1 protein-coding gene (only partly in view) is annotated in these 25,181 nt (G+C 67.0%); it reads right to left on the bottom strand.

Annotated features, from left to right (window positions below; translation table 11 throughout):
* A protein-coding gene (locus ACVWY6_RS03230; RefSeq protein ID WP_457536135.1) for a non-ribosomal peptide synthase/polyketide synthase crosses the window boundary here: on the bottom strand, nt 1–25,181 show its 5' portion. It extends 8,677 nt beyond the left edge of the window; 25,181 of the gene's 33,858 nt are visible here — the first part of the coding sequence; the start codon lies at nt 25,179–25,181; its stop codon lies off the left edge, out of view.

The raw sequence follows: 25,181 nt of genomic DNA, 5'->3' as shown, positions 1-25,181 counted from the left end.
GGACGGTCGATCGGCAGATCGATGACATCCGGGATGCCGTCGAGTTGACGGGTCCAGAAGTCGATCTGACGCGCGGCCAGACTCTCGGGGTCGTTCTCGTCGCCGAGTACCTCGTGCTGCCAGAGGGCGTAGTCGGCGTACTGCACCGCCAGCGGCGACCAGCCGGGCTCACTGCCCCCGGTGCGCGCGGTGTAGGCCACCATGACGTCACGCGCCAACGGTGCGATCGATGCGCCGTCGCCGCTGATGTGGTGGATCACCACCACCAGAACGTGTTCGGACGGCGACCGTCGTAGCAGTGCGATGCGGACCGGCACGGCGGCGGTCACATCGAACCCCTCGCCGATCAAGGCACCGAGCTGCGCATGCAACTCGTCGTCGCCCGACACCTCACGCACATCCAACGAGAGCCCGGCAGACGGCAATTCGTCCACGTCGAGGATCAGCTGGCGCGGTCCGTCGCCGTCATCCGGGTAGCGGGTACGCAGCACCTCGTGCCGGCTGATCACATCGGTCACGGCCTCGCGAAGTGCGTCGACGTCGAGGTCGCCGGACATCGCGATCACGGCCGGGATGTTGTAAGCCGGTGAGGTGGTGTCGAACTGGTTGATGAACCACATGCGGCTCTGTGCGGGCGACAGGGGCAGGAAGGCCGGACGCGCGGTCGCCAGCAGCGCGGGCCGCGCCCGGTCCCCGTCGGCGCGTTCGGCCAGCAGCGCGAGTCCGGCGACGGTCGGCTCGGTGAACAGGTCGCGCACGGCCAGGTTCGAGCCCACTGCAGCGTTGATCTGCGCGACCACACGGGTGGCCGACAGCGAGTTGCCGCCGAGCGAGAAGAAGCTGTCACCGGCGCCGACCATCGTGGCCCCGACCACGTCGGCAAAGATGCCGGCAACGATCTCCTCCACCGGACTGCTCGGCGGCTGATAGTTGTCCGACGATCCGAACTCGGGCTGCGGCAACGCTTTACGGTCGAGCTTGCCGTTCACACTGAGCGGGAGCCGCTCGATCGGCACCACGAGCGCGGGCACCATGTACGCCGGTAGTTCCTCGGCAGCGGTCGACAGCACCGAACGGGTGTCGAGGGCCGCGCCGGCGGACGGCACCAGATACGCGACCAGCTGCTCGCCGACGTGGGGGTCGCTGTGGACGGTGACCACCGCGGCATCCACCTGTGGCGACATGGTGAGGACGCGTTCGATCTCGCCGAGTTCGATACGGAAGCCGCGCACCTTCACCTGGAAGTCGCTGCGTCCCATGTACGTCAGGGTCGGCCGGGTGTCACCGGCGACAGTGGTCCAGCGCGCGAGGTCGCCGGTGCGGTACATCCGGCTGCCCGGCGTGCCGAACGGGTTCGCGACGAACCGCTCGGCCGAGAGGTCGCTGCGCTGGTGGTAGCCCCGCGCCAATTGCGCACCGGCAAGGTACAGCTCACCGGTCACCCCGTCGGGCACCGGATGCAGCCGGTTGTCGAGCACGAAGACCTGGCTGTTCCATTCCGGCCTGCCGATCGGTACCGCCGAGCCCAGTTCGGACGGCACCTCCTGATGGGTGATGCTGACCGCGGCCTCGGTGGGCCCGTACAGGTTGTGGATCTCCACGCCCGAAGACGCCTGTGCGGTCAAGTCCCGGAATCGCGAGACGACGTCCGGGGTCAGTGCCTCGCCGATACACAGGACGTAACGCAGTGTGCTGAGCTGATCGGCCCGCGCCTCCTGCAGGAAGACGTTCAGCAGCGAAGGCACGAAGGTCACCGTGGTGATCGCGGTTCGCCGGATCAGTTCGGCCAGGTACGCCGGGTCGCGATGTCCCTGCGGCGAGGCGATCACCAGACGGGCACCTGCGGTCACAGCCCACCAGAACTCCCACACCGAGAGGTCGAAAGTGGCCTGCGTGCGCAGGAGCACGGCGTCGTCGGCGTCCAGTCGATACTGCGCGGCGATCCAGTCGAGTTGGTTGACGATCGCGGCGTGAGGCACCGCAACGCCTTTGGGTCGGCCCGTGGACCCGGACGTGTAGATGATGTACGCCGTGTTGTGCGGCCGCAGCGGAGCCAGGCGGTCGCCCTCCTCCACCGGCGCCGAGGAGACTCCCGCCAGATCGAGGCCACAGACGTCGAGCGTCTGGGTCGTCTCCGGCAGTCCCGACGGTCGCTCGCCTGCCACCAGGGTGAGCACGGGCCGGGCGTTGTCGACTATGTAGGAGATGCGGTCCAGCGGATGGTCCGGGTCGATGGGCAGGTAGGCGCCGCCGGCAACGGTGACCGCGTACATCGCCACCACCAGGTCGACCGATCGCGGCATCGCAAGTCCGACAGTGGTTTCCGGGCCGACCCCACGGTCGATCAGGATCCGGGCCAACGCGTTCACCCGGACAGCCAGGTCGCCGTACGTCAGCGCGGTGCCGTCATCGGCCTCGAGCGCGACGTCTTCTGCGTTGTCGCGCATCGATTCCGACAGCCGGGTCGCAAGCGTGCCGGGCGACAGCACCACAGCGGTGTTGTTGCGACCACGGACCAGTTCGCGCTGCTGTCGACCGGTGAGCATCGGCAGGTCACCGACGGCGACGAGCGGCTCGTCGATGATCTCGTCGATCAATGTGACGAAGCGGTCGGCGATCGCGCTCACCGTCTCCGGGTCGAACAGGTCGTCGGCGTAGGTGAACACCGCGTCGAGTCCGGCCGGCTGTCCGTCGTCGTCGTAGTTGTCCGACAGGATCAGATGCAGGTCGAATTGTGCGACGCCCTCGGGCATCTCGACGGGTTCGATGCGCAGGCCGGCGAGGTCGAGGCTGGCGCGCTCGATGTTCTGGAACGACAGACCGACCTGGAAGATCGGATGGTGGGCGGTCGAACGCACCGGATTGAGTACTTCGACGAGGCGTTCGAACGGCACATCGGCGTGGGAGAACGCTTCGGCGTCACGATCGCGGACGGTGTCCAGGAGCGCACCGAAACCACGGCCGAGATCGATCTCGGTCCGCATGGCGAGGGTGTTGACGAACATGCCGATGACACCTTCGACCTCGCTCTCGACCCTGCCGCTCACCGGCGTGCCGACGGTGATGTCGGGGTTGCCGCTCAGACGTGCGAGCAACAGCGCGAAGGCGCCGTGGAAGGCCATGAACGCACTGGCGCCCCTTGCACGTGCCAGGTCGGCCAGGCCGCGATGGGCCTCGGCAGAGATCGAGAACGTCAACTGACGTCCGCGCAGCGACTGCACCGGAGGCCGGGGCCGGTCGGTGGGCAGTTCCAGCTGGTCGGGGATGTCCGCGAGGTTCTTCTTCCAGAACTCGACCTGGGTGGCCAGCACGCTGGTCGGATCCGACTCGTCACCGAGCAACTCACGCTGCCAGATCGAGTAGTCGGCGTACTGCACCGGCAGCGGCGTCCACTCCGGAGCCCGCCCGGCCGAACGCGCGTCGTAGGCGACCGCGAGATCACCGACGAACGGCACCATCGACTGACCGTCGGCCGCCACGTGGTGCACCACCATCGACAGCACGTGACGCTGTTCGTCCAGTCGCATCAACGCGATTCGCACGGGCACGGTGGTGGTGACGTCGAAGCCCCGTGCCACGAACCGGGTCAGCTCGTCGAACAGCGTGTCCTCGGTGGCGTCGACCATCTCCATCTCCGGGGCGGCCTGCTCCGCCGTCAGGATCACCTGATGCGGTCCGGTCGGCGAGTCCGGGTAGATGGTCCGGAGCGATTCGTGTCGCGCGACCACGTCGTTGATCGCGCGCCGCAGTGCTGCGACGTCGAGATCGCCGACCAGCGTCACCGCGGCAGGGATGTTGTAGGCAACCGATTCCGGGTCGAAGCGGTTGAGGAACCACATGCGGGTCTGGGCCAGCGACAACGGGATCCGGACCGGGCGTGGTCGTGCCACCAGCGGCGGGCGGTGGGCACGTACACCGGTCCCGGAGGCCAGGCGCTCGGCGAGTTCGGCGACGGTCGGCGCGGCGAACAGCTCACGCACCCCGATCTTCCCGCCGAGGGCGGCCCCTGCCCGGCCGACGACCTTGGTGGCACTCAGCGAGTTGCCACCGAGGTCGAAGAAGCTCTCGTCGATGCTCACCTCGGGGAGATCGAGCACCTCTGCGAACACCTCGGCGAGGGTGGTCTCCACCGGATTGCGCGGAGCGCGGAACACGCGGTCGCCCACGGTGAAGACGGGTTCGGGCAGCGCACGCCGGTCGAGTTTGCCGATCGGGGTGAGCGGGATGGCGTCGAGGACGGTCACCGCCGACGGCACCATGTGCTGTGGAAGGTGTTCGCCGACATTACGTTTGAGCGCTTCCGGATCCACCTCGTGTCCGGGCTTGGGCAGGACGTACGACGCCAGCACGGTGTCGCCACCGGGTCCGGCGGTACCGACCGTGACCGCGAAATCGACGTCGGGGTGGGAATCGAGCAACTTGTCGATCTCGCCCAGCTCCACACGGAACCCACGCACCTTCACCTGGAAGTCACTACGCCCCACGTATTCGAGCGAGTGCCCGTTCCTGCCGGGGTCCATGCTGTAGCGCACGAGGTCGCCGGTGCGGTAGAGCCTCGAGCCCGGCTCACCGTAGGGATCCGGCACAAAGCGTTGTGCGGTGATCTGCGGACGATCGTGGTAGCCGCGGGCGACCCCTGGGCCGGCGAGGTACAGCTCACCGACGACACCACGGGGAACCACACGCAACCGCGAATCGAGGATGCGGGTGGTGACGCCACGCAGCGGCGACCCGATGGTGACCTTGGAGCCCGCGGACAACGGCGCGGTGATCGTGACGATGACCGTGGCCTCGGTGGGGCCGTATGCATTTCGCAGCGCACCGGACCAGCGTTCGGTGAGCTCTGGCGGACAGATGTCTCCGCCGACCACCACCGAATGCACAGTGTCGAGCCCGGCCGGGTCGACGGTCATCAGAGCGGTGGGGGTCATCACCACATTGGTGATGCGTTCGGCATGGATCAGCTCTGCCAGCTCGCTACCGCCGAACACGTCCTGCGGCGACACGATCAGTGTTGCGCCGACGGTGAATGCTGCCAGCAATTCGCCGACCGATGTGTCGAAGCTCGGTGAGGCCACGTGCAGGAAGCGCGACGAGGTGGTGACGTCGTAGTGCTCGCGCACGTCGGTGGCGAGATTGGCGAGCCCGTGGTGGGTCACCACCACAGCCTTCGGCTTCCCTGTCGAACCCGACGTGTAGATGAGGTACGCGGGGTGGTCGATGCGAAGCGGCGACAGCCGATCGGAGTCGGTGACAACGGCTTTGGAGCGGTCGCCGGTCTGCGCGTCGAGTTCGTCGAGGTCATACCAGTCGACGGAGGCGGGCAGCGCCTCGTCGTCGCCGAGCACGGTCAGACCGAACGCCGTACCCGAGTCCTGGATCATCTCCACGATCCGCTCGAGCGGGTAGTCGAGGTTGATCGGCAGATACGCCGCGCCGGTCTTCGCGATCGCCCACGTGCCGACGATCGAGCTCATCGATCGGCGGACACCGAGTGCGACCACGGTTTCCGGACCGGCACCGAGTTCGATGAGTCGCCGGGCGAGGCGGTTGGTGAGCTGGTCGAGCGCCTGGTAGGTGAGCGTCTGCCCACGGTAGGACACCGCGACGCCTGACGGGTTGGCCTCGACCCCTCGCGCGAGCAGGTCGGGCAGGGTCTGTGGTGCAACACCTTCAGGGCCGCGGACGGAGGTCAGATCGGCGAGTTCGGTGTCGCTCAACACGTCGACGTCACTGACGACCACGTCGGGGTCGACGGCGACGGCTTCGAGGATTCGCACGAACCGCTCGGCGAACGTGTTGATCGACGACTCGTCGAAAAGGTCCGTCGCATAGGTGAAGACGGCATTGATCGGCGCACCGGGCTCGTCGTTGTCACCGATCGACAACTGCAGGTCGAACTTGGCGACGTCGAAGTCGGCGCGGACCGGCGACACCTTCAGACCCGGCAGCGTGAGTTCTGGTGCCTCGTTGTTGTCGAACGACAGCGCGATCTGGAACAGCGGATGGTGCGCGGTGGAGCGGTGGACGTCGAGCACCTCGACGAGGCGCTCGAACGGGATGTCCCCGTGGGCCATCGCGTCGATGTCGGCGGCTCGGACCTGCGCCAGCAGATCGACAAAGCGGACCTCTGGATCAACCTCGGCCCGTAGCACGACGGTGTTGACGAACATGCCGACAAGTGGGTCGAGGGCTTCTTCGCCTCGACCGGCGATCGGGGTACCGATGGCGATGTCGGCCTCACCGGTCAACCGCTCGATGAGCACCGCCAGCGCGGCGTGCATCAGCATGAACATGCTGACGTCGTGAGACCGCGCGACGCGCTGCAGCGTTTCCCTGACCGACGGCGCGACGGTGAACGGCAGTGCGGCGCCGCGGAGCGACTGCATGGCCGGACGCTGCCTGTCGGTGGGGAGTTCCACCGATTCCGGCAAGCCCGACAGGGTCTTTCGCCAGTAGCCGATCTGTTCCGCGGCGACCGAGCCGGCGTCCTGCTCGTCTCCGAGGACTTCGCGCTGCCAGATCGAGAAGTCCGCGTACTGGACGGCCAACGGGGTGTAGTCCGGGGCCTCCCCTGCCCGCCGCGCCTCGTAGGCGAGCACCAGATCGCCGAAGAGCGGAGCCATCGACGCACCGTCTGCGGCGATGTGATGGGCGACGAGCATCAGGATGTGTTCGGTTTCGCTGATGTGCAGCAACACGATTCGCATCGGGAGTTCGGTTGTCACATCGAACCCGGCGATCGCGTGGCGCCTCAGTTCATCGGCGATCGCCTCGGGATCCGACCGTACCTCCACCTCGTGGAAGATCCCGTTGACCGCCTCGTCCACAGGATGGATGAGCTGGTACGGGCCGTCGGCGGTGTCGGGGAACGTGGTGCGCAGTGACTCGTGACGTTCGGCGACATCGACGATCGCGGCGCGCAGCGCATCGACATCGAGTTCGCCGGACAACCGCAGCGGGAGCGGCAGATTGTATGCGGGCGAGCTGGTGTCGAACTGGTTGATGAACCACATCCGCGACTGCGCGAGCGACAGCGGGATCCGTTCGGGCCGCGGCCTCGGGGCCAGTTCGGGCCGTGCCTGTGCTCCACCGGAACGCGAGGTGGTCAGCTCGGCCAGCTCGGCGACAGTCGGGTGGTCGAAGATGTCTCGCACGCTGATCTCGATGCCGAGTGCCGCCTGCACCCGGGCGGCCACGCGGGTGGCGCCCAGCGAGGTTCCGCCGATGTCGAAGAACGAGTCGGTGGCACTGACCTGTGGCCGCTTGGCGATGTCGCCGAAGACCTTGGCAACGGCTTCCTCGGCCGCCGTGCGCGGAGCGATGTATTCCGCTGCACTGTCCATGAATTCGGGCTCGGGCAGAGCCTTGCGGTCGAGCTTGCCGTTCGCGGTGAGCGGGAACGCGTCCAATTCCATGATGGCGCTGGGCACCATGTAGGCGGGCAGCCGGTCACGAAGTAGCCGCAGCAGGTCGGTGTTGTCGACGGATTGTCCGGGTTCGGCCACCACGTAGGCGACGAGGTGTTTGTCGTCGGCCACGTCCACCACCACCACAACGGCGTCGGCGATCGACTCGTGGTCGGTCAGTGCGGCTTCGATCTCCGGCAGCTCGATTCGCAGGCCACGCAGCTTCACCTGGAAGTCGGTACGGCCGATGTACTCGAGTTCACCGTCGGTACGCCTGCGGACGAGGTCGCCCGTCCGGTACATCCGCTCGCCGCGGGCCATCGGGTCCGCCACGAAACGGTCTGCGCTCAGATCCGGCCGCCCCACATAACCCCGGGCCAGCTGGACACCGGTGAGGTACAGCTCGCCGGAGACGTTCGGTGGCACCGGCCGCAGACGGGCGTCGAGAACGTGTACGCCCGTGTTCGCCACCGGACGCCCGATGGGGACCACGTTCACGTCGTCGGCGGTGTACTGGTGATAGGTGACGTCGACTGCTGCCTCGGTCGGTCCGTAGAGGTTGTGCAGCCCGGCGTCGGTGAGCTTGGCGAACCGCGCCGCGGTGGCCGGCGGCAGAGCTTCACCGCTGGCGAAGACCCGCGTGAGGCCCGCCAGCGAGGCGCTGTCGGCCTCGGCGAGGAACACCGAGAGCATCGACGGCACGAAATGCAGGGTGCTGACGCCACATTCGGCGATCAACCGCCGCAGGTAGTCAGGGTCGCGGTGACCATCGGGGATGGCGATGACAAGTGTGGCGCCGACCTGCAAGGGCCAGAAGAACTCCCACACCGACACGTCGAACGTCGCAGGCGTCTTCTGCATCACCACGTCGTCGCCCGTCAGGGAGTACTCGGCCTGCATCCACAGCAGCCGGTTGACGATCGAGCGATGGCTGACCGCCACACCCTTGGGACGTCCGGTGGATCCGGAGGTGTAGATGACGTAGGCGGTGTTGTCGCCTCGAAGCGGTGCGGTCCGTTCCTCGTCGGTGATGGGTCCGGTGGCGTAGCCATCGAGTTCGAGGGAATCGATCACCAGGATGTCGGGATCGGCCGCTGTGCCCTCCGGGATCTCGAACCCGGTACCGGAGGTGGTGAGCACCATCTTCGGGTTGCTGCTGTCGAGCACGTAGGCGATCCGGTCGACGGGGTTCGCCAGGTCGATCGGCACGTACGACGCGCCGGCCTCGATCACGGCGTACATCCCGATCAAGAGCTCGAACGAACGCGGCATCGCCAGGGCGACATGCACTTCCGGTCCCACCCCGGCCGCAATCAGATGGCGCGCAAGGGCACTGACCTGTCCGGAGAACTCCGCGTAGCTCAGCGTCGCGTCCTCGAACACCAGCGCCCGAGCGTCGGGGGTGCGCTCCACCTGCGCTTCGAACAACCGCGCCAGCGTGGGCTCGCCCTGATCGGCGTTAGAGCCCGACTCGGCGATCACCGAGGCGAGCATCCCCGCGAACTGCTCGGCGAAACCTTCTGCTGCCGCGCCTTCGAGCAGCCCCGGAAGCAGTGTGGACAAAGCGACCGTGACGGCGGCTTCGGGTCCCACGCCCACGGCCGCCAGCGTTGCGACCAGTTCGGTCGACTTCGCATGCAAGGCGCCGTAGGTCACATCGGTTCCGTTGTGCGACAACGCGATGCCATCGGGGTTGATCCGCGCGGCGGTGGCGAGCAGCTCGGCGAGTGACTTGCCCTTCAGGTCGGACAGTGCCGAACCGAACCCTGCCGCCTCGTCTGCCGACGCCGATCCACCCATCGCCGAACGCTCGGCTTCGGTCAGGATCTCGATGTCGCCGACGGGAACCTCGGGGTCGTCGGTGATGGCGGTCAGCACGGCGAGGAAACGCTCGGCCATCGTCTGCACGGTCGACTCGTCGAAGATGTCGACGGCGTAGTCGAGGATCGCGTCGATCCCGCGGCCTCTGCCGTCGGCGCCGAAGTTCTCCGACACCGTCAGGCCCAGATCGGATTTGACGTACCGGATCGGTGAGTCGAGCCCACTCACCTCGAGACCCGGCAGGGTCACCGTCGGCACCTCGATGTTCTGCATGGTGAGCATCGCCTGGACCAGCGGCGCGTACTTCCGCGAACGGGTGGGGGCCACGGCCTCGACAACCTGCTCGAACGGCAGGTCGGCGTTGTTGAACGCGGCGAGGTCGGCCGACTTCGCCGCGGCGAGGGTGGACACGAAAGACGAAGACATGTCGACGTTGCTGCGCAACACCAGCGTGTTGACGAACATGCCGACCAGTCCGTCGACCGCCGAGGCATTCCGGCCGGCCGTCGGCGTGCCGACGGCGACGTCGTCCGAGCCGCTCAACCGGGCGAGCAGGATCGAGTACGCGGCGTGCACCACCATGAACATGGTGGTGTCGTTCTCGCGAGCCAGGGCTTGCAGCTGCGCCTGGAGCTCGGCGGGGATGGTGAACGTGACCTCGCCACCGGCAACCGACCGCTTGTCGGTGCGCGGCCGGTCGGTCGGCAGGTCGAGCAGCTCGGGCATTCCCGCGAGGTGCTCACGCCAGAACGAGATCTGGCGTGACGCAAGCGAATCCCGGTCGTCCTCGGACCCCATCACACCGCGTTGCCAGATCGCGTAGTCGGCGTACTGCACACTGAGCGGCCGGAAGGCAGGAGCCGCACCGGCAACCCGCGCCGTGTACGCGGTCATCAGGTCGGTGGCCAGCGGGACCAGGGACGACCCGTCTGCTGCGATGTGGTGGATGACCAGCAGCACCACATGGTCGTCGGGGGCGATCTCGAGCAACATCGCCCGCAGCGGCGGCGCCGCGGTGACGTCGAATCCCTCGGTGGCGAGTTGGACGCACATCTCGAGCAGTTCGTCCTCGGACCCCACCGTGCGGGTGATCAGCTGCGGCGCAGCCTCCGAGACGGGAAGGATCTTCTGATACGGGCCCTGCACCGAGTCGGGGTAGACCGTACGCAGGATCTCCTGGCGCTCGATCACGTCCATCAGGGCGGCGGTCAGAGAGCTCTCGTCGAGAGAGCCCCGCAGCCGCAGACCGAGCGGGATGTTGTAGTCGGCCGCATCGGGGTTGAGCCGGTTGACGAACCACATCCGTTGCTGCGCAAGCGACAGCGGGATCCGGTCCGGCCGTTTCTGCGGGGTGAGCGGTCGGATCGGCATGCCGTCGAGATCGGGCGAGGCACCGATCGCTTCGGCGAGATCCGCCACCACCGGCGAATCGAACAGGATCCGTACGCCCAGACGCACACCCAGGATCTCGTTGATCCTGGCGATGGCACGGGTGGCGGCCAGCGAATTGCCGCCGAGTTCGAAGAAGGAGTCGTCGGCGCCGACGGTGTCGACTCCGAGGACGTCTGCGAACGCAGCCGCCACAGCGTGCTCCATCGGAGTCGAGGGTTCACGGTGTTCGCCCGTGGCACCGCGGAACTCGGGCGCGGGAAGTGCACGTTTGTCCAGTTTCCCGACCGGCGTCAGCGGGACCTCGTCGAGGATCACGATCGACGACGGCACCATGAACTTCGGCAGGAATCCCCCGGCGTAGTCGGCCAGGTCGCGGGCATCGATGGTGCTGCCCGAGGTGGGTTTGACGTATGCCGCCAGAGCCGTGTCGCCACTCGGTCCGTCCACACCGATCGTCACCGCGAAGTCCACGGCCGGATGCCCGGCCAGTACCGCGTCGATCTCGCCCAGTTCGATCCGGAAGCCGCGGACCTTGACCTGCTGATCGGATCGACCCATGTAGGCGATCTCGAAGACGGTCCGGCCGTCGGGCTTGGCCACCTCCACCCACCGCACCACGTCGCCGGTGCGGTACATGCGGACGCCTTCGCCGGCATAGGGATTGGCCACGAACCGATGCGAGGTGAGATCGGGTCGACCGCGGTACGCACGCGAGACACCCGGTCCACTGATGTACAGCTCCCCCGGCACGCCGGCGGGGACAGGACGTAGGCGACCGTCGAGGACAAGCGCTTCGACACCGGCGACAGGGCCGCCGATGGTGACCGGTTCACCCGGCACCATGGGATCGCTGATGTTCGTCATGATCGTGGTCTCGGTCGGACCGTAACCGTTGTAGAGGCGACGGCCGGGAGCCCAGCGGTCCACCAGGTCACTCGGGACGGCTTCGCCGCCTGCGACCACGTCGGAGAAATGCGGCAACTCGGTCGGATCCACCGACGCCAGCGCGGACGGAGTGATGAAGGCGTGTGTCACGCGGTTGTCGGCGAGCAGCTCTCGCAGTTCCTCGCCGCCGTAGACACCGGCAGGCACGATCACCATCGTGGCGCCCGCACCGGCCGCGAGCAGCAACTCGAGGATCGATGCATCGAAGCTCGGCGAGGCGAAATGCAGTGTGCGCGAGTTGCTGTCGGTGTTGTAACGACGATGCTGCTCAGCATTGAACGCAGCCAGCCCGCCGTGGGTCACCTCGACGCCCTTGGGCTTTCCGGTGGTGCCCGAGGTGTAGATGATGTACGCGCAATTGGCCGTGAGGACAGGTCCGCGTCGCTCGTCGGCGCCGATGCGGCCGGCAGGGTGACGGTGCAGGACCGGGTCGTCGATGTCGAGCCAGGCGATGGTCTGCGGCAACCTGACGGCATCGACCCGCCTGGTGAGGCCGATCGTCGCGCCCGAATCGGTCAGCATGTGCTCGACGCGATCGGCCGGGTAATTCGGGTCGACGGGAACGAAGGTGGCACCCGACCGAGCCACCGCCCAGACCGCGAGCACCGATTCGATGCTGCGGGTGATGCCGAGCGCAACCACGTCTTCGGGGCCGAGACCACGCGAGATCAACTCGCGCGCAAGCCGATTGGAGCGATCGTCGAGGTCGCGGTACGTCATGCTCTGCCCGCCGCACACGAGAGCGACACCGTCGGGGTTCATGTCCACCGCGGCATCGAGCAGCTCACCGAGCGTGGCCGGCGGCACCGGATCGACACCTCGGACCGGTACCAGATCGGCCATCGCCTTGTCGTCGAGCAAACCGATCTCGCCCAGTACCGCACCGGGATCGGCGACCATTCCCTCCAGTACCCGGACGAGACGCTCGGTCAGCGACGCGGCCGTGGAGCCGTCGAAGATGTCGGTGGCGTAGCCGAGGAAGCCCGCCATGCCTGCCGGTTTCCCGTCGTCGTCCCACTGCTCGGTGAACTCGAAGGCGAGGTCGAACTTGCTGAACTCGGTGTCCACCGCACCGGGGGTCACCGTGAGGCCTTCCACGTCGAGGATCGGCCGCGCATTGTTGTTCAGCCCGAAGATGACCTGGATGAGCGGGGTGTGGGCCGTCGACCGGTGCGGTGTGAGCGCGTCGACGATCTGCTCGAAGGGCACATCGCTGTGGACGAAGGCGTCGAGATCCCGCGTGCGCACCTCGGTCAGGAAGTCGGCGACGGTCCGGTCCAGCGGTACCTGCGTCCGCAAGACGAGTGTGTTGACGAACATGCCGACCAGCGCGTCGAGCTCAGGGGCTCCGCGTCCGCCGATCGGAGTACCCAGGGCGACATCGTTGTCCGCTCCGGAACGGGCGAGCATCACCGCCAGGGCGGCGTGGATGACCATGAAGTTCGACAGGCCGTGGGCACCGGCGAGCGCCACGACGCGCTTGTGTAGGCCCGGCGGCACGAAGAACAGGTGGCTTGCCCCGACACCGCTGCGCGTGTTGGCACGCGGGCGGTCGGTGGGCAGCCCGATGACCTCGGGCAGTCCGGCGAGGTTATCCCGCCAGAAGTCGAGCTGGGTCGTCGCCAGGCTGCCCGGCGCGGCACCGCTGCCGAAGTTCTGTTGCTGCCAGATCGCGAAGTCGGCGTACTGCACCTCCAACGGAGCCCAACCGGGTGCTCGACCTTCACGGCGAGCCTGGTAGGCGGTCAGCAGGTCGGTGGCCAGAGGACGCATCGACAAACCGTCCGAGGCGATGTGGTGCACCACGATCACCAGCAGGTGCTCTTCGGCTGCGCCCGGCTTCGGCGACTCCGGTTCGATCCGCCAGAGAGCTGCCCGGAATGGCACGGTCTTGGTGACGTCGAAACCGATACGGGCGAACGCCTGTAGTCGCTCCCACACCTCGCCCTGCGGAATCGAATCGAGACGCAACGGCGGCAGCGCGTCCATGATCGGGATGATGCGCTGTTCCGGTCCCTCGGGGCTCTCGGGGTAGATCGTCCGGATGACCTGCTGCCGTTCGACGAGGTCGACGAGGGCAGCGCCCATCGCCTCCACATCGAGATCTCCGGTGAGCAGCAAGGTCATCGGGATGTTGTAGGCGCCCGACTCCTGGTCGTAGCGGTTGATGAACCAGAGCCGCTGCTGCGCCAGGGACAACGGAATGCGTTCGGGCGTGGGGCCTTCCGGCTTCACGAATCGGGCCGGGGCTCGGCCGGTCGCGACCACACCGTCGGTGCGGCGCTGTTCGATCAACTCTGCGAGCTCGGCGGGACTCTGCTTCTCGAAGACGTCGCGCAGACCGACGGCCGTGCCGAGGGCATCGGAGAGTCGAGTGGCGAGCCGCGCTGCGCTCAGCGAGTTGCCGCCCTGCTCGAAGAAGGACGCCGTTGCGCTGATCCGCTCGGCACCGACCGCGTCGGCGAACACACCGGCGATGATCTCCTCCAGCGGCGTGCGCGGCGCGACGAACGACTCTTCTGGGGTTTGTCCGAACTCGGGTTCGGGCAGAGCCTTTCGGTCCACCTTGCCGTTTGGATTCAGCGGCAGGGCATCGAGGATCACGATGGCCTCGGGGACCATGTAGTCGGGCAGCACCTTGCCGAGCGTGGCCCTGATCTCGCCGGCATCGAGGTCGGCGAAGCCTGCGACGTGGGCCGCGAGCCGGCGGTCGGATGACTCGCCGTGCGCGGAGACCACGGCCTGCCGGATTCCGGGGATCGCTGTCAGTGCGGACTCGATCTCCCCCAGTTCGATACGCAGTCCGCGCACCTTCACCTGGAAGTCGCTGCGGCCGATGAACTGTGCGTCACCGTTCGGTAGCCGACGGACCAGGTCACCGGTGCGGTACATCCGTGCGCCGGGTTTGCCGTAGGGGTCGGCGACGAAACGCGCTGCGGTGGTGTCGAACATGCCGCCGTACCCGCGGGCGGGAGCGATCCCGCCGATGTACAACTCGCCGACCACTCCGACCGGGACCGGCCGCAGCCGTCCGTCGAGAACCTTGTGGGTCACGTTCGGGATGGACCGTCCCAGTGTGATCGGGCCGATGTCGCGGACCTCGTCGCCGACATTCGGTGCGTGGTCGGCCATTTCGACGGCCGTCGCCGAGCTGGTGGCTGCCGTCTCGGTCGGCCCGTACGTGGACAGCAGGTGCGTGTCGGTGCCCAGCAAGGTCCGGTAGGCCCGCGGCGGCAGGACCTCACCGCCGGCGGTGACGTTGGCAATGCTGGTGACGACCCGGTGCTCGTCGAGCTCCACCAGAAGCTCGAGCGCGCTGGGGGCGACGTTGAACAGGTCGATCTTCTCGGACGCGATGATGCCGAGGATCTCCTCGGGATCGAACCCCTCCGTGGCCAGGCGGATGACACCACCGACCCGCAGTGCGAGCCAGATGTTCTTCTGCGTCATGTCGAATCGCGGCGATGACGCGATCAGGACGGTGTCACCGTCCTCGAACGTGACCTGGCCGCGATACCAGTTCCACATGTTGAGCAGCCCGGCCGCGGGTACGAGAGTCGGCTTGGGCCTGCCGGTCGATCCAGACGTGGTGATGACGTAACCCAGTCGACTGCCGGCACCGGGTTCGGTCCAGCGGTCCGGTAGTGCTGCGCCATCCAGCCGCCGCAGCCGCTCCTCGGTCGCGCTGTCGCCCAATTCGATCAGGAGCGCACCGGTAGCCGCGATCCGGGTGCGGAGTTCGTCCGTGATGGCGTTCTGACTGGCGACCACCACCGTGGCGCTGGTGTCCTCGATGACCGAGCCGGCACGTTCGGCAGGTGCACCCGGGTCCAGAGGCAGGTATGCCGCGCCCGCCTTCCAGGCGGCGAGCATTCCCAACACCCAGTTCGCCGACCGTGGGGTGAGCAGGCCCACCACGTCGTCTGGACCGATGCCTCGTGACATCAGTTCGCGGGCAAGACGATTGGCACTCTCGTCGAGTTCGAGACGGGTGTATGAAGCCTCGGGGCTGCGCACGGCAAGTGCACCCGGATGTTCGCGAACACGCTCGTCCCACTCGGTCAGCGGCGTGGCGACCAGACCCTGCTCCGGCCCGGCTGGGCCGTCTGCCGCGGGCGCCGTTGTCGTACGGTAACGCTCGAGCGAGCGGCCGCCCACCAACCGCGCGGCGTCGGCGATGACGGTGTCCAAGACGGTGGCAAAGCCCTCGGGCGCCAGCATGATCGTCGGAACCAGTCCACTGAGCACCACCGAGGCGATGGCATCGGAATCCATACCGCGCTCGGTCAGCGGACCCGACAGCTGCGAGAAGCGTTCGTTGAAGTCGCGGTACGTGATCCGAGTGCCGTCGTGATCCACGGCGACCGCATCGGGGTCGATGTCGACAGCCGCGGCGAGGAGCGCTGCGAGGTCGCGCGCCGTGTACTTCGTCGGTTCGGGTTCCGGCTCGAAAGCGGGTTCGGAGTCCAGCCGCTCGGCGTCGGTGAGAATATCCACATCGCCGATCACGGCCGCGGAGTCCTCTGCGACGGCGCGAGCGAGGATCACCAGGCGCTCGGCGATGGTCGCAACGGTGTCGCGATCGAAAACGTCGCTCGCATAGGTGATCCGGCCCGTCAGGGTGCGTTCACCGGTTTCGCCCACGGTCTTGTCGTCGAGCGTGAAGGTGAGGTCGAACTTCGCACCGGTGGCCATGTCCGAGACGACACCGACGCTCAATCCGGGCAGATCCACCCGCGCTGTCTCGTTGTTCTCGAACGAGAGCAGCACCTGGAACAACGGCGAATGCGAGCTCTGCCGCTTGGGCACGAGAGCACCGACAACGTTCTCGAACGGGATGTCGTCGTTGGCGAACGCATCCAGATCGGCGGCGCGAACGCGCGACAAGAGGTCGTCGAAGCGGTCCCCGGCGTCAACCCGGGTGCGCAGGACAACAGTGTTGACGAACATCCCCACAAGCGGTTCGAGGTCGGCGTGGTCGCGGCCCCCGACAGGGGTACCGACCGTGATGTCGTCTGAATTGGACAGCCGGGCAAGCAGTGTGGCGACGAGCGAGTGCACCACCATGAACAGCGACGCCTGGTTGCGTTGGGCCAGTTCGTTGAGGGATCCCACGATGTCCGCCGGGATCTCCAGTGGCACAGCGCCACCCTGCATCTCCCGGCGCATCGGGCGCGGACGGTCCAGCGGCAGTTCGATGACCTCTGGAACACCGGCCAGCGTCGACCGCCAGAACTCGAGCTGCTTGCCTGCCGTTGTCGCCGGATCGTCAGGCGAACCGAGTACACCGCGTTGCCATGCGGCGAAGTCGGTGTACTGCAACGGCAGTGCCTCGAAATGAGGTTCGGATCCCGAGCTGCGGGCTGCGTAGGCGATGACCAGGTCACGGGCCAGTGGCGCCATCGACGCGCCGTCGGCGACGATGTGGTGGACGATCACGATGAGCAGGTGGTCGTCGCCGGACCGGAGCAACCGGGCGCGCACAGGCGGCTCGGCCGTGACGTCGAAGCCGTTGCCCGCGAACTCGGCTGCGGCAGCGAACATCGCATCGATGTCGGCCACGTCGACGGGCTCGAGATCGACTGTTGCCTCTGACAGTGGCAGCACTCGCTGGTACGGACCGTCCGGCGTATCCGGGAAGATCGTCCGCAGCGACTGCTGGCGTTCGAGTACATCGCCCATCGCGGCACGCAGCGCGCCGATGTCCAGCGCACCCTTCAGCGTGAGGGGCAGCACGATGTTGTACGCGGGCGAGCCTGCATCCATGCGGTTGAGCAACCACATCGCCTGCTGCGACAGCGACAGTGGCGGCCGTTCGCCGGCGATCCCCGGCACCAGCGCCGGCGTGGCGTCCTGGCCCGCAGTGCCCGGGTCGGTCTGGTCGAGTCGTGCGGCCAGCGACTCGACGGTCGGGTTCTCGAAGATCTCGCGCACCGCAACACGCCGACCGACGAGGCTGCTGATGCGGGCGACCGCCTTGGTGGCGACGAGTGAGTTGCCACCGAGATCGAAGAAGGAGTCACCGACACCGATCGAGGGCAAACCCAGGACTTCGGCGAAGATGTCAACGAGAGCGCGCTCGGTGTCCGTGGACGGCTCGGCCCCGCCACCGATCAACGCCTCGAGGTCGGCTTCGGGCAGGGCGGCACGATCGAGCTTTCCCGAACGAGTCAACGGGATCTCGTCGAGGAACACGATCGCGCTCGGCACCATGTGCGACGGCAACCGCTGCCCGACGAACTCGCGAACCTCCCTGGCGTCCAGCGGTTGTGAGGCAAGCACATGTGAGACCAGCGCCGTCACACCGGAGGGCAGTTCGGCGCCCGAGGTCGCCGCGAAGTCGATCCCCGGATGCGCAGCGAGCGCCGCATCTATCTCACCCAGCTCGATGCGGAAGCCACGAACCTTTACCTGGAAATCGCTGCGGCCGATGTACTCGACCTCGAGTCGGTCATCACGCCGGACCCACCGGACGACGTCGCCGGTGCGGTACATCCGCGCACCCGGCTCGCCGTGGGGGTTGGCGATGAACCTGTCAGCGGTCAGCGACGGCCTGCGGTGATACCCACGCGCCATCGCCGGCCCACTGAGGTAGAGCTCGCCGTCGACGCCGACGGGTACCGGTTGCAAGCGGTTGTCGAGGATCAGCGACGTCAGGCCGCGGACCGGCGAACCGATGGTGATGCGTTCACCCGGCTGCATGGGTCCGGCTATGTCGGCGAAACATGTTGTCTCGGTGGGGCCGTAGCCGTTGAACATGCGGCGGCCTGGGGCCCAACGATCGACCAGCTCAGGCGGGCACGCCTCGCCGCCGACGACAACCGATTCGAATGCGTCGAGTCCGGCCGGATCCACCGAGGCCAGTGCTGCCGGGGTGATGAAGCCGTGGGTGACCCCGTACTGGGCCAGGAAGTCGTGCAGTTCGTCGCCGCCGTATACCTCTGTCGGCGCGATCACCATGGTCGAGCCGTTGGCGAGCGCGAGCAGCACCTCCAGCACGGAGGCGTCGAAGCTCGGCGACGCGAAGTGCAGTGTGCGCGAGTGCTCGGTCAGGACAAAACGATCCGCTTGTTCGTTCAGCAGGTTCGAGAGACCACCGTGGGTGACGGTCACACCCTTGGGCACTCCCGTGGTTCCCGAGGTGTAGATCATGTACGCCGTGTTGGCCACGCGGATCGGTGCGATGCGTTCGCCGTCGCTCAACACGGCAGTCGACTGTTCTGCGACCACCGCGATGGCCTCGTCCGAATCGAGCTCAAGCCACTCGACGGTGTCGGGACGTTCTGCACGCCACGCCGAGGTGGACAGGCCGTACACCGCCGCGGAGTCACGCAGCATGTGCTCGATGCGTTCGGCCGGGTAGCGCATGTCCACCGGCAGGTAGCCCGCCCCGGTCTTGGCGACCGCCCACAGCCCCACCATGAAGTCGATGGACCGGCCCATGCCCAGAGCGACGATCTGTTCCGGCCCGATCCCCCGCGAGATCAGAAGACGCGCAAGGGCATTCGATCGCTCGTCCAGCTCGCGGTAGGTGATCGACCCGGCCGGAGAGACCGCGGCATCGCGTTCACCCGCCGCTGCCACCGCTGCGTCGAGGAGTTCCGGCAACGTCGCGAGACCGGTGGTTCCGACACCGCTCTGACCCAGTAGTTCGGCACGCTGGTCGGCATCGAGGATGTCGACATCGCCGACACGCACACCGGTGTCGGCAGCAACCTGTCCGAGCACCCGGACCATCATGTCCAGGATCGCTTCGGCCTGCTCGCGCTCCACAATGCCCGGGAGGTACTTCGCCGACAGTCGCAGGCCCGGATCGGACATGGCGATCAGGGTCAGCGGGTAGTGCGTGGCGTCGAGGACATCTGCGTGGTCGACCCGCATCCCGTCGATGTCCGCAGCCGCGGTCAGCGCAGTCCGGTCGAGTGGGTAGGACTCGTAGACCATCATGGTGTCGAACAACGAATCGACGTCTGTCTCGCCCAGGATCTCGGCGAGGCCGACCGTGTGATGGTCGAGCAACTCAGCCTGTTCCTGCGCAACACGTTTGATCAGCCTGCCGAGGTCGGCGGCCGCTTCGAGCTGGATCCGCACCGGCAAGGTGTTGATGAACAGGCCGAGCATCGATTCGATGCCGGCCACCTGCGGAGGCCGTCCCGACACCGTGGTCCCGAAGACGATGTCGTCGCGGCCGGTCAGGCGGGCGAGCACCAGCGCCCACGCGGTCTGGAGGACGTTGTTGACGGTCACCCCGGATTCACGGACGAACTCGGTCAACCTCGTCGACAACGCCTCGTCGAGCACGACATCCACCTGACGCGGCACCTGGCCTGCGCCGTGGGTGTCGGCGCCCGGGAAGAGCAGGGTCGGTTCGTCGATACCGTCGAGAGCGCGCGACCACGCGGCCAGCGACTCCTGAGGCGACTGGGATTGCAGCCACGCCAGGTAATTTCGGTACGGGCGCGGCGAGATCAGGGTCTGCGCACTGCCGCCGGCCTGATAGATGGCCAACAGATCGGTCATGAAGATCGGCATCGACCAGCCGTCGAGCAGGATGTGATGCAGCGTCACCACGAACCGGTGCACCGAATCGCTCTGCCGGATGAGCGTGAAGCGGATCAGCGGCGGCCGGTCCATCGCAAAAGGCATGATGCGCTCGGCGTGGGTGAGCTCGGTCAGCCGGGCTTCGCGGTCGGCCGGGTCCAGTCCGGTCAGATCATGGTCGGTCCAGGGCGTCGGGGCTTGCGACGGGATGACCGCCACCGCGGCACCCTCGGAGTCCGTCATGAATGCACTGCGCAGGTTCGGGTGTCGCGCGATCAGCGACTCGGCACTGCGCCGCATGCGTTCGGGATCCACCCCGGTCAGATCCAGGACCATCTGTGCCGCATAGACATCCACATCACCTGCGGCCAATTCGGCGTGGAACAGCAGCCCGTTCTGCAACGGGGTGAGCGGCCAGATGTCGGCGATGTCGTCGAATCGCCGCTCTATCTCGTCGATCTGCCCCTGCCGCACGTCAACCAGCTCGAGGTCCGACGGCGTCAAACCACCCGCTCCCGGCGAGACCGAATGCAGCGCAATGGATTCCAGAGCACGGTGCCACAACTCGATGAGGCGGTCCACCGACTCGTCGTCGAGAACCGAAGCGGGGTAGTCGATGGTCGCCGACAGCTGCGGTCCGGACGCCGACTCGGTCACCATGGCGTTGACGTCGAGAGCCGTGCGTACCGGCACGGCCGCACCACGGGTGCCGCGAATGGCCTTCTCGCCGTCGGGAACCCACGGACCAGATCCGTCGGTTCCTGCCAGGCGTCCGAGATAGTTGAAGGTGATCGCAAAGTCGGGAGCGTTCGAGAGAGCTTCTGCGCCTTGGTCATTGAGGTAGCGCAGCAGACCGTAGCCGACGCCGCGCCGCGGGACGGTGGCGAGCTGCTCCTTCACCGCCTTGACCAGACTTCCCGCGGATTGCCCACCCGCAAGCGCGTCGTCGACGTCGATTCCGTCGGTGGTCAGGAGCACCGGGTACAGGGTGGTGAACCAGCCGACCGTGCGCGACAAGTCGGCGCCGGGCAGCAGCTCTTCCTCGCGGCCGTGGCCCTCCAATGCGACGACGAGAGAGGTCGCCGACTCGCCGCGTCCCCGCAGCCAGTGGGTCGCGGCCAACGCGAATGCGGCCAACAGTCCGTCGTTCACGCCACCGTGGAATGCCTGGGGCACCCGGGTCAGCAACGTGTCGGTCAACTTGGGCGAGAGCACGAGCTCCCGGTGCTTGAGGGTTCGGACCAGATCCCGATCGGGCTGAACCGTCAGACTGGGGTTGTCGATTGCCGACGCCACGGACCGCCAGTGATCGAGTTCGTCGAGAAGTGCCGGATCGCCCGCCAGTTCCTTCAGACCATGAGCCCACCGGCGCATCGATGTGCCCACCGGATCGAGCCGAACCGGCTCCCCCGAGGAGACCTGAGCCCACGCCATCGCGAGATCGGGCAGCAGGATGCGCCACGAGACGCCGTCGACGGCGAGGTGATGCAGAACGATCAGCAGTCGCCGCTCGGAGTCCGCGCCAGAGGGTGCCTCGACAACCGTGACGGACATGACGCGGCCGGATTCGGGATCGAGAGCATCGGTCGCTGCGGTTGCCGCCGTCTCCATCGCATCGTCGAACGCCGACGAACCCCGCGACGCCGCAACGGTGATCGCGTCGACGGGCACCTCGGACGAGTCTTCCGCCGGTGCGATCACATGGCGTAGTCCGTTGTCGCCGAACGTCAGTCGCGACCTCAGCACATCATGGTGCCGCCGGACGCCGGCAAGGGCCTGACGGAGGACATCGACGTCGAAAGGCTCGGGAGCGGAGACCACAACGGACTGGGAGTACGGACCGACGGCCGCCAGTTCCTGCGCCATCCAGCTCATGATCGGAGTCAGGGCGACCTCGCCCACCCCGCCGCCGTCGAGTTCCTCGGCGACCACGGTCGAGCTCTCTTCCCGGGCGACCTCGGCCAGTTCACCGATCGTCTTGTGCTCGAACACCTCTCGTGAGGAGAAGTGCAGACCGATCGCCCGCGCACGCGACACCAACTGGATCGACATGATGCTGTCGCCGCCGAGACCGAAGAACGAGTCGTCGAGTCCGACACGGGGCTGACCGAGCAGGTCGGCGACCAGGTCGGTGATCGCGCGTTCCTTGTCGGTGGTCGGCGGACGGAACGTCACGGTCTGAGCGCTGAAATCAGGTTCCGGCAGTGCTTTTCGGTCGATCTTTCCGCTGGCACCGAGCGGCATCTGCGGGAGTTCGACGATCGCGTCGGGAACCATGTACTCGGGCACCCGGGCCCGAACGGTGTTCATCAACTGCGCGGTGTCGACACCGTTGCCCACCACGTACGCAACCAGACGCTGACCATGGGTGCTGTGGTGCACCACGACCACGGTCTCGCGAACCGAATCATCAGCCAGCACAGCGGATTCGATCTCACCGAGCTCGATCCTGAGGCCACGGACCTTGACCTGGAAGTCGCTGCGGCCCACGTACTCCAGCGACCCGTCGGCCGACCAGCGCACGAGATCCCCGGTCCGGTACATGACCGAACCGTCCGGGCCGAACACGCAGGGAACAAAACGTTCGGCGGTCAGGTCCGGACGACCGAGGTACCCGCGGGCGACCTGCGCGCCGGAGAGGTACAGCTCACCGACCGCACCGATCACACAGGGCCGCAACCTGCGGTCGAGCACCCACGCCCGGCAGTTCCACACCGCGCGTCCGATCGGCACAGTGTGCACCGACTCGGCGTCGACCGCCGAATACGTCGCGTGCACAGTGAATTCGGTTGGGCCGTACAAATTTTCGATCTGCACACCGGGCAGGGCCTGGTGTGACTGAGCCGCGAGCTTGGCCGGGAACGCTTCGCCTGCGACCAAGAGCAACCGCAGTGAGCCAGGCTCGATCCGGCCGATCTCACCGAGGAAGAGCTGGAGCATCGAAGGAACGAAGGAGGTGGCCGTGACCCCCTCGGACGCGATCACACCGGCCAGGTACTCGGGATCGAGGTGGCCGTCCGGCTCGGCGATGACAAGTCTGGCGCCGACCGTCGGGGCGAACAGCTCCCACACCGACACATCGAAGGTGGTCGGCGTCTTCTGCAAGATGACGTCGTTCGACCCGATCTCGTAATGCCCTGCGAGCCAATCCAACTGGTTGGCAACGCTGTGATGGGGTACGGCCACGCCCTTGGGCTTGCCGGTCGACCCCGAGGTGAACAGTACGTACGCCAACGAGGAAGGGCGCAGCGGCGCGATGCGCTCGGCGTCGTCGACCCGGCCGTCGGGCAGCGAATCAAGATGCAAGTCATGCAGATTCAGCGTGGCGGTCGCGCCGAGATCGACGACGGCACGATCGGAGTCCGCGATGAAGACGCAGAGTGGTTCGGCCGTCTGCAGGACATCGGAGATACGCGAGCTGGGATGGTCGGGGTCGATCGGCACGTAGGCACCGCCGGCCTTGAGGACGGCGTAGAGCGCGGCCAACATCTCGGCGGAGCGCCGGAGCGCAACACCCACGCGGACCTCCGGGCCGACGCCGACGCCGATCAGATGACGAGCGAGCTTGTTCGTCCACGCATCGAACTCGGCGAACGTGAAGCGGCGGTCGCCGTCGACCACCGCGATCGCGTCAGGCCGTGCAGCGAGTTGCCGATTCCACATCTCGATGATGTCGTGCGACGCCACCGGATGTTCCGTGGAGTTCCACTGCACCATCGTGGCGGCGATCTCGGCCGGTGAACCGAGATTGAGCGCACCGACGGGTGTCTCAGGGGCGGCCCGCAACATCTGGGCGAGGAAGTCGGTGAACCGGCGGTGGTGCCGCTGCAGGTCCTCATCGGCGTAGGTCTGCGGGTTGGCTTCGAAGTCGACACGCAGATTCGATCCCTGGACCCCGGGATAGAGGTTCATGGACAGGTCTTCGACAGGCCCGGTGGTCAGGACGTGCAGATGACCGACGACGTCGCCGAGCTGCAACACCGGGTGGAACATCATGAGATTCACCGACGGCCCGAACAGGCCGCGCTGCCCGGTGCCCTGGCCGATGTCGCGACGCATGTCTTCGTGCCGGTACAACTGCCGCCGGAGAGCACCGGTCAGCTCGGTCTGGACGGTGCGGACCAGATCGGCGATGGTGGTCGACGGGGTGACGGTCAGACGCATCGGAACGATGTTGGACACCATTCCCCCGGCCCGGCGGAGCTTGGCCGTGTTGCGAGCGGAGACCGGCAGACTCAGGACCACGTCTTCGCTGTCGGTCATCCGCGCGAGGTACGCCGCAAACGCCGCGATGACGGCGGGAGCCGAACTGCCCGACGCGTCGCGGGCCGCCTCGTCGAGAAGCGCAGCGGTGTCGTCGGGAAGCGTGGACGAGGCGAGTCGCGAGAACTCACCCGGGACCGCGCGTTGCTGCGACAACGAGAGCGCGGCAGGCAGATCCGCCGTTCGCTCCGCCCAGTATTCGCGGTCCTTGACGAATCGGTCCGATTCCCGGTAGCGCCGTTCATCGGCGATGATCTCGGGCAAGGCCGCACCCTTGGCGGGCGGGATCTCGGCACCTGATGCGAGGGCGGTGTACACCTCGGCGATGCGCGTCACCATCGCCATCGCGCCGAAGCCGTCGAGCGCGATGTGATGGGTGCGGATGTACCAGTAGTAGTGGTCGGTGCTGATGCGCAGCAGGGCGCTGACGGTCAGCCGGTCCCGGAGAAGATCAATCGGGCGGCGGTACTCGTCGCGCATCCACGTCTGCGCCGCAGTCTCGGCGTCGGGGGAATCGACCAGGTCGACGAACTCGATGGTGTCATCGATGCCGCCGTCCACACGCTGCAAGGGCAGGCCGTCGGTTTCGACAAGACCGAGGTATCCCGATCCCATCTCGCGGCCGACGAACCGCGATGCCCGGGTGAGGGTATCGAGATCTACCGGGCCGACCAGCTCCACGTACTGGGCGATGTTGATCGCGACCTCGCCCAGACTCTGCTGGGCGAACCAGATCCCACGCTGCGCCGCCGACAGCTCAAAAGGGTCGCCGGGCGCATCTGCTGGTACGTCTGAACGGCCAGCACTCAA

The sequence above is a fragment of the Williamsia sp. R60 genome (genome assembly GCF_054063855.1).
Note: the sequence above shows the minus strand (reverse complement) of the source record. Positions and strands in the feature narration are given on the sequence as shown.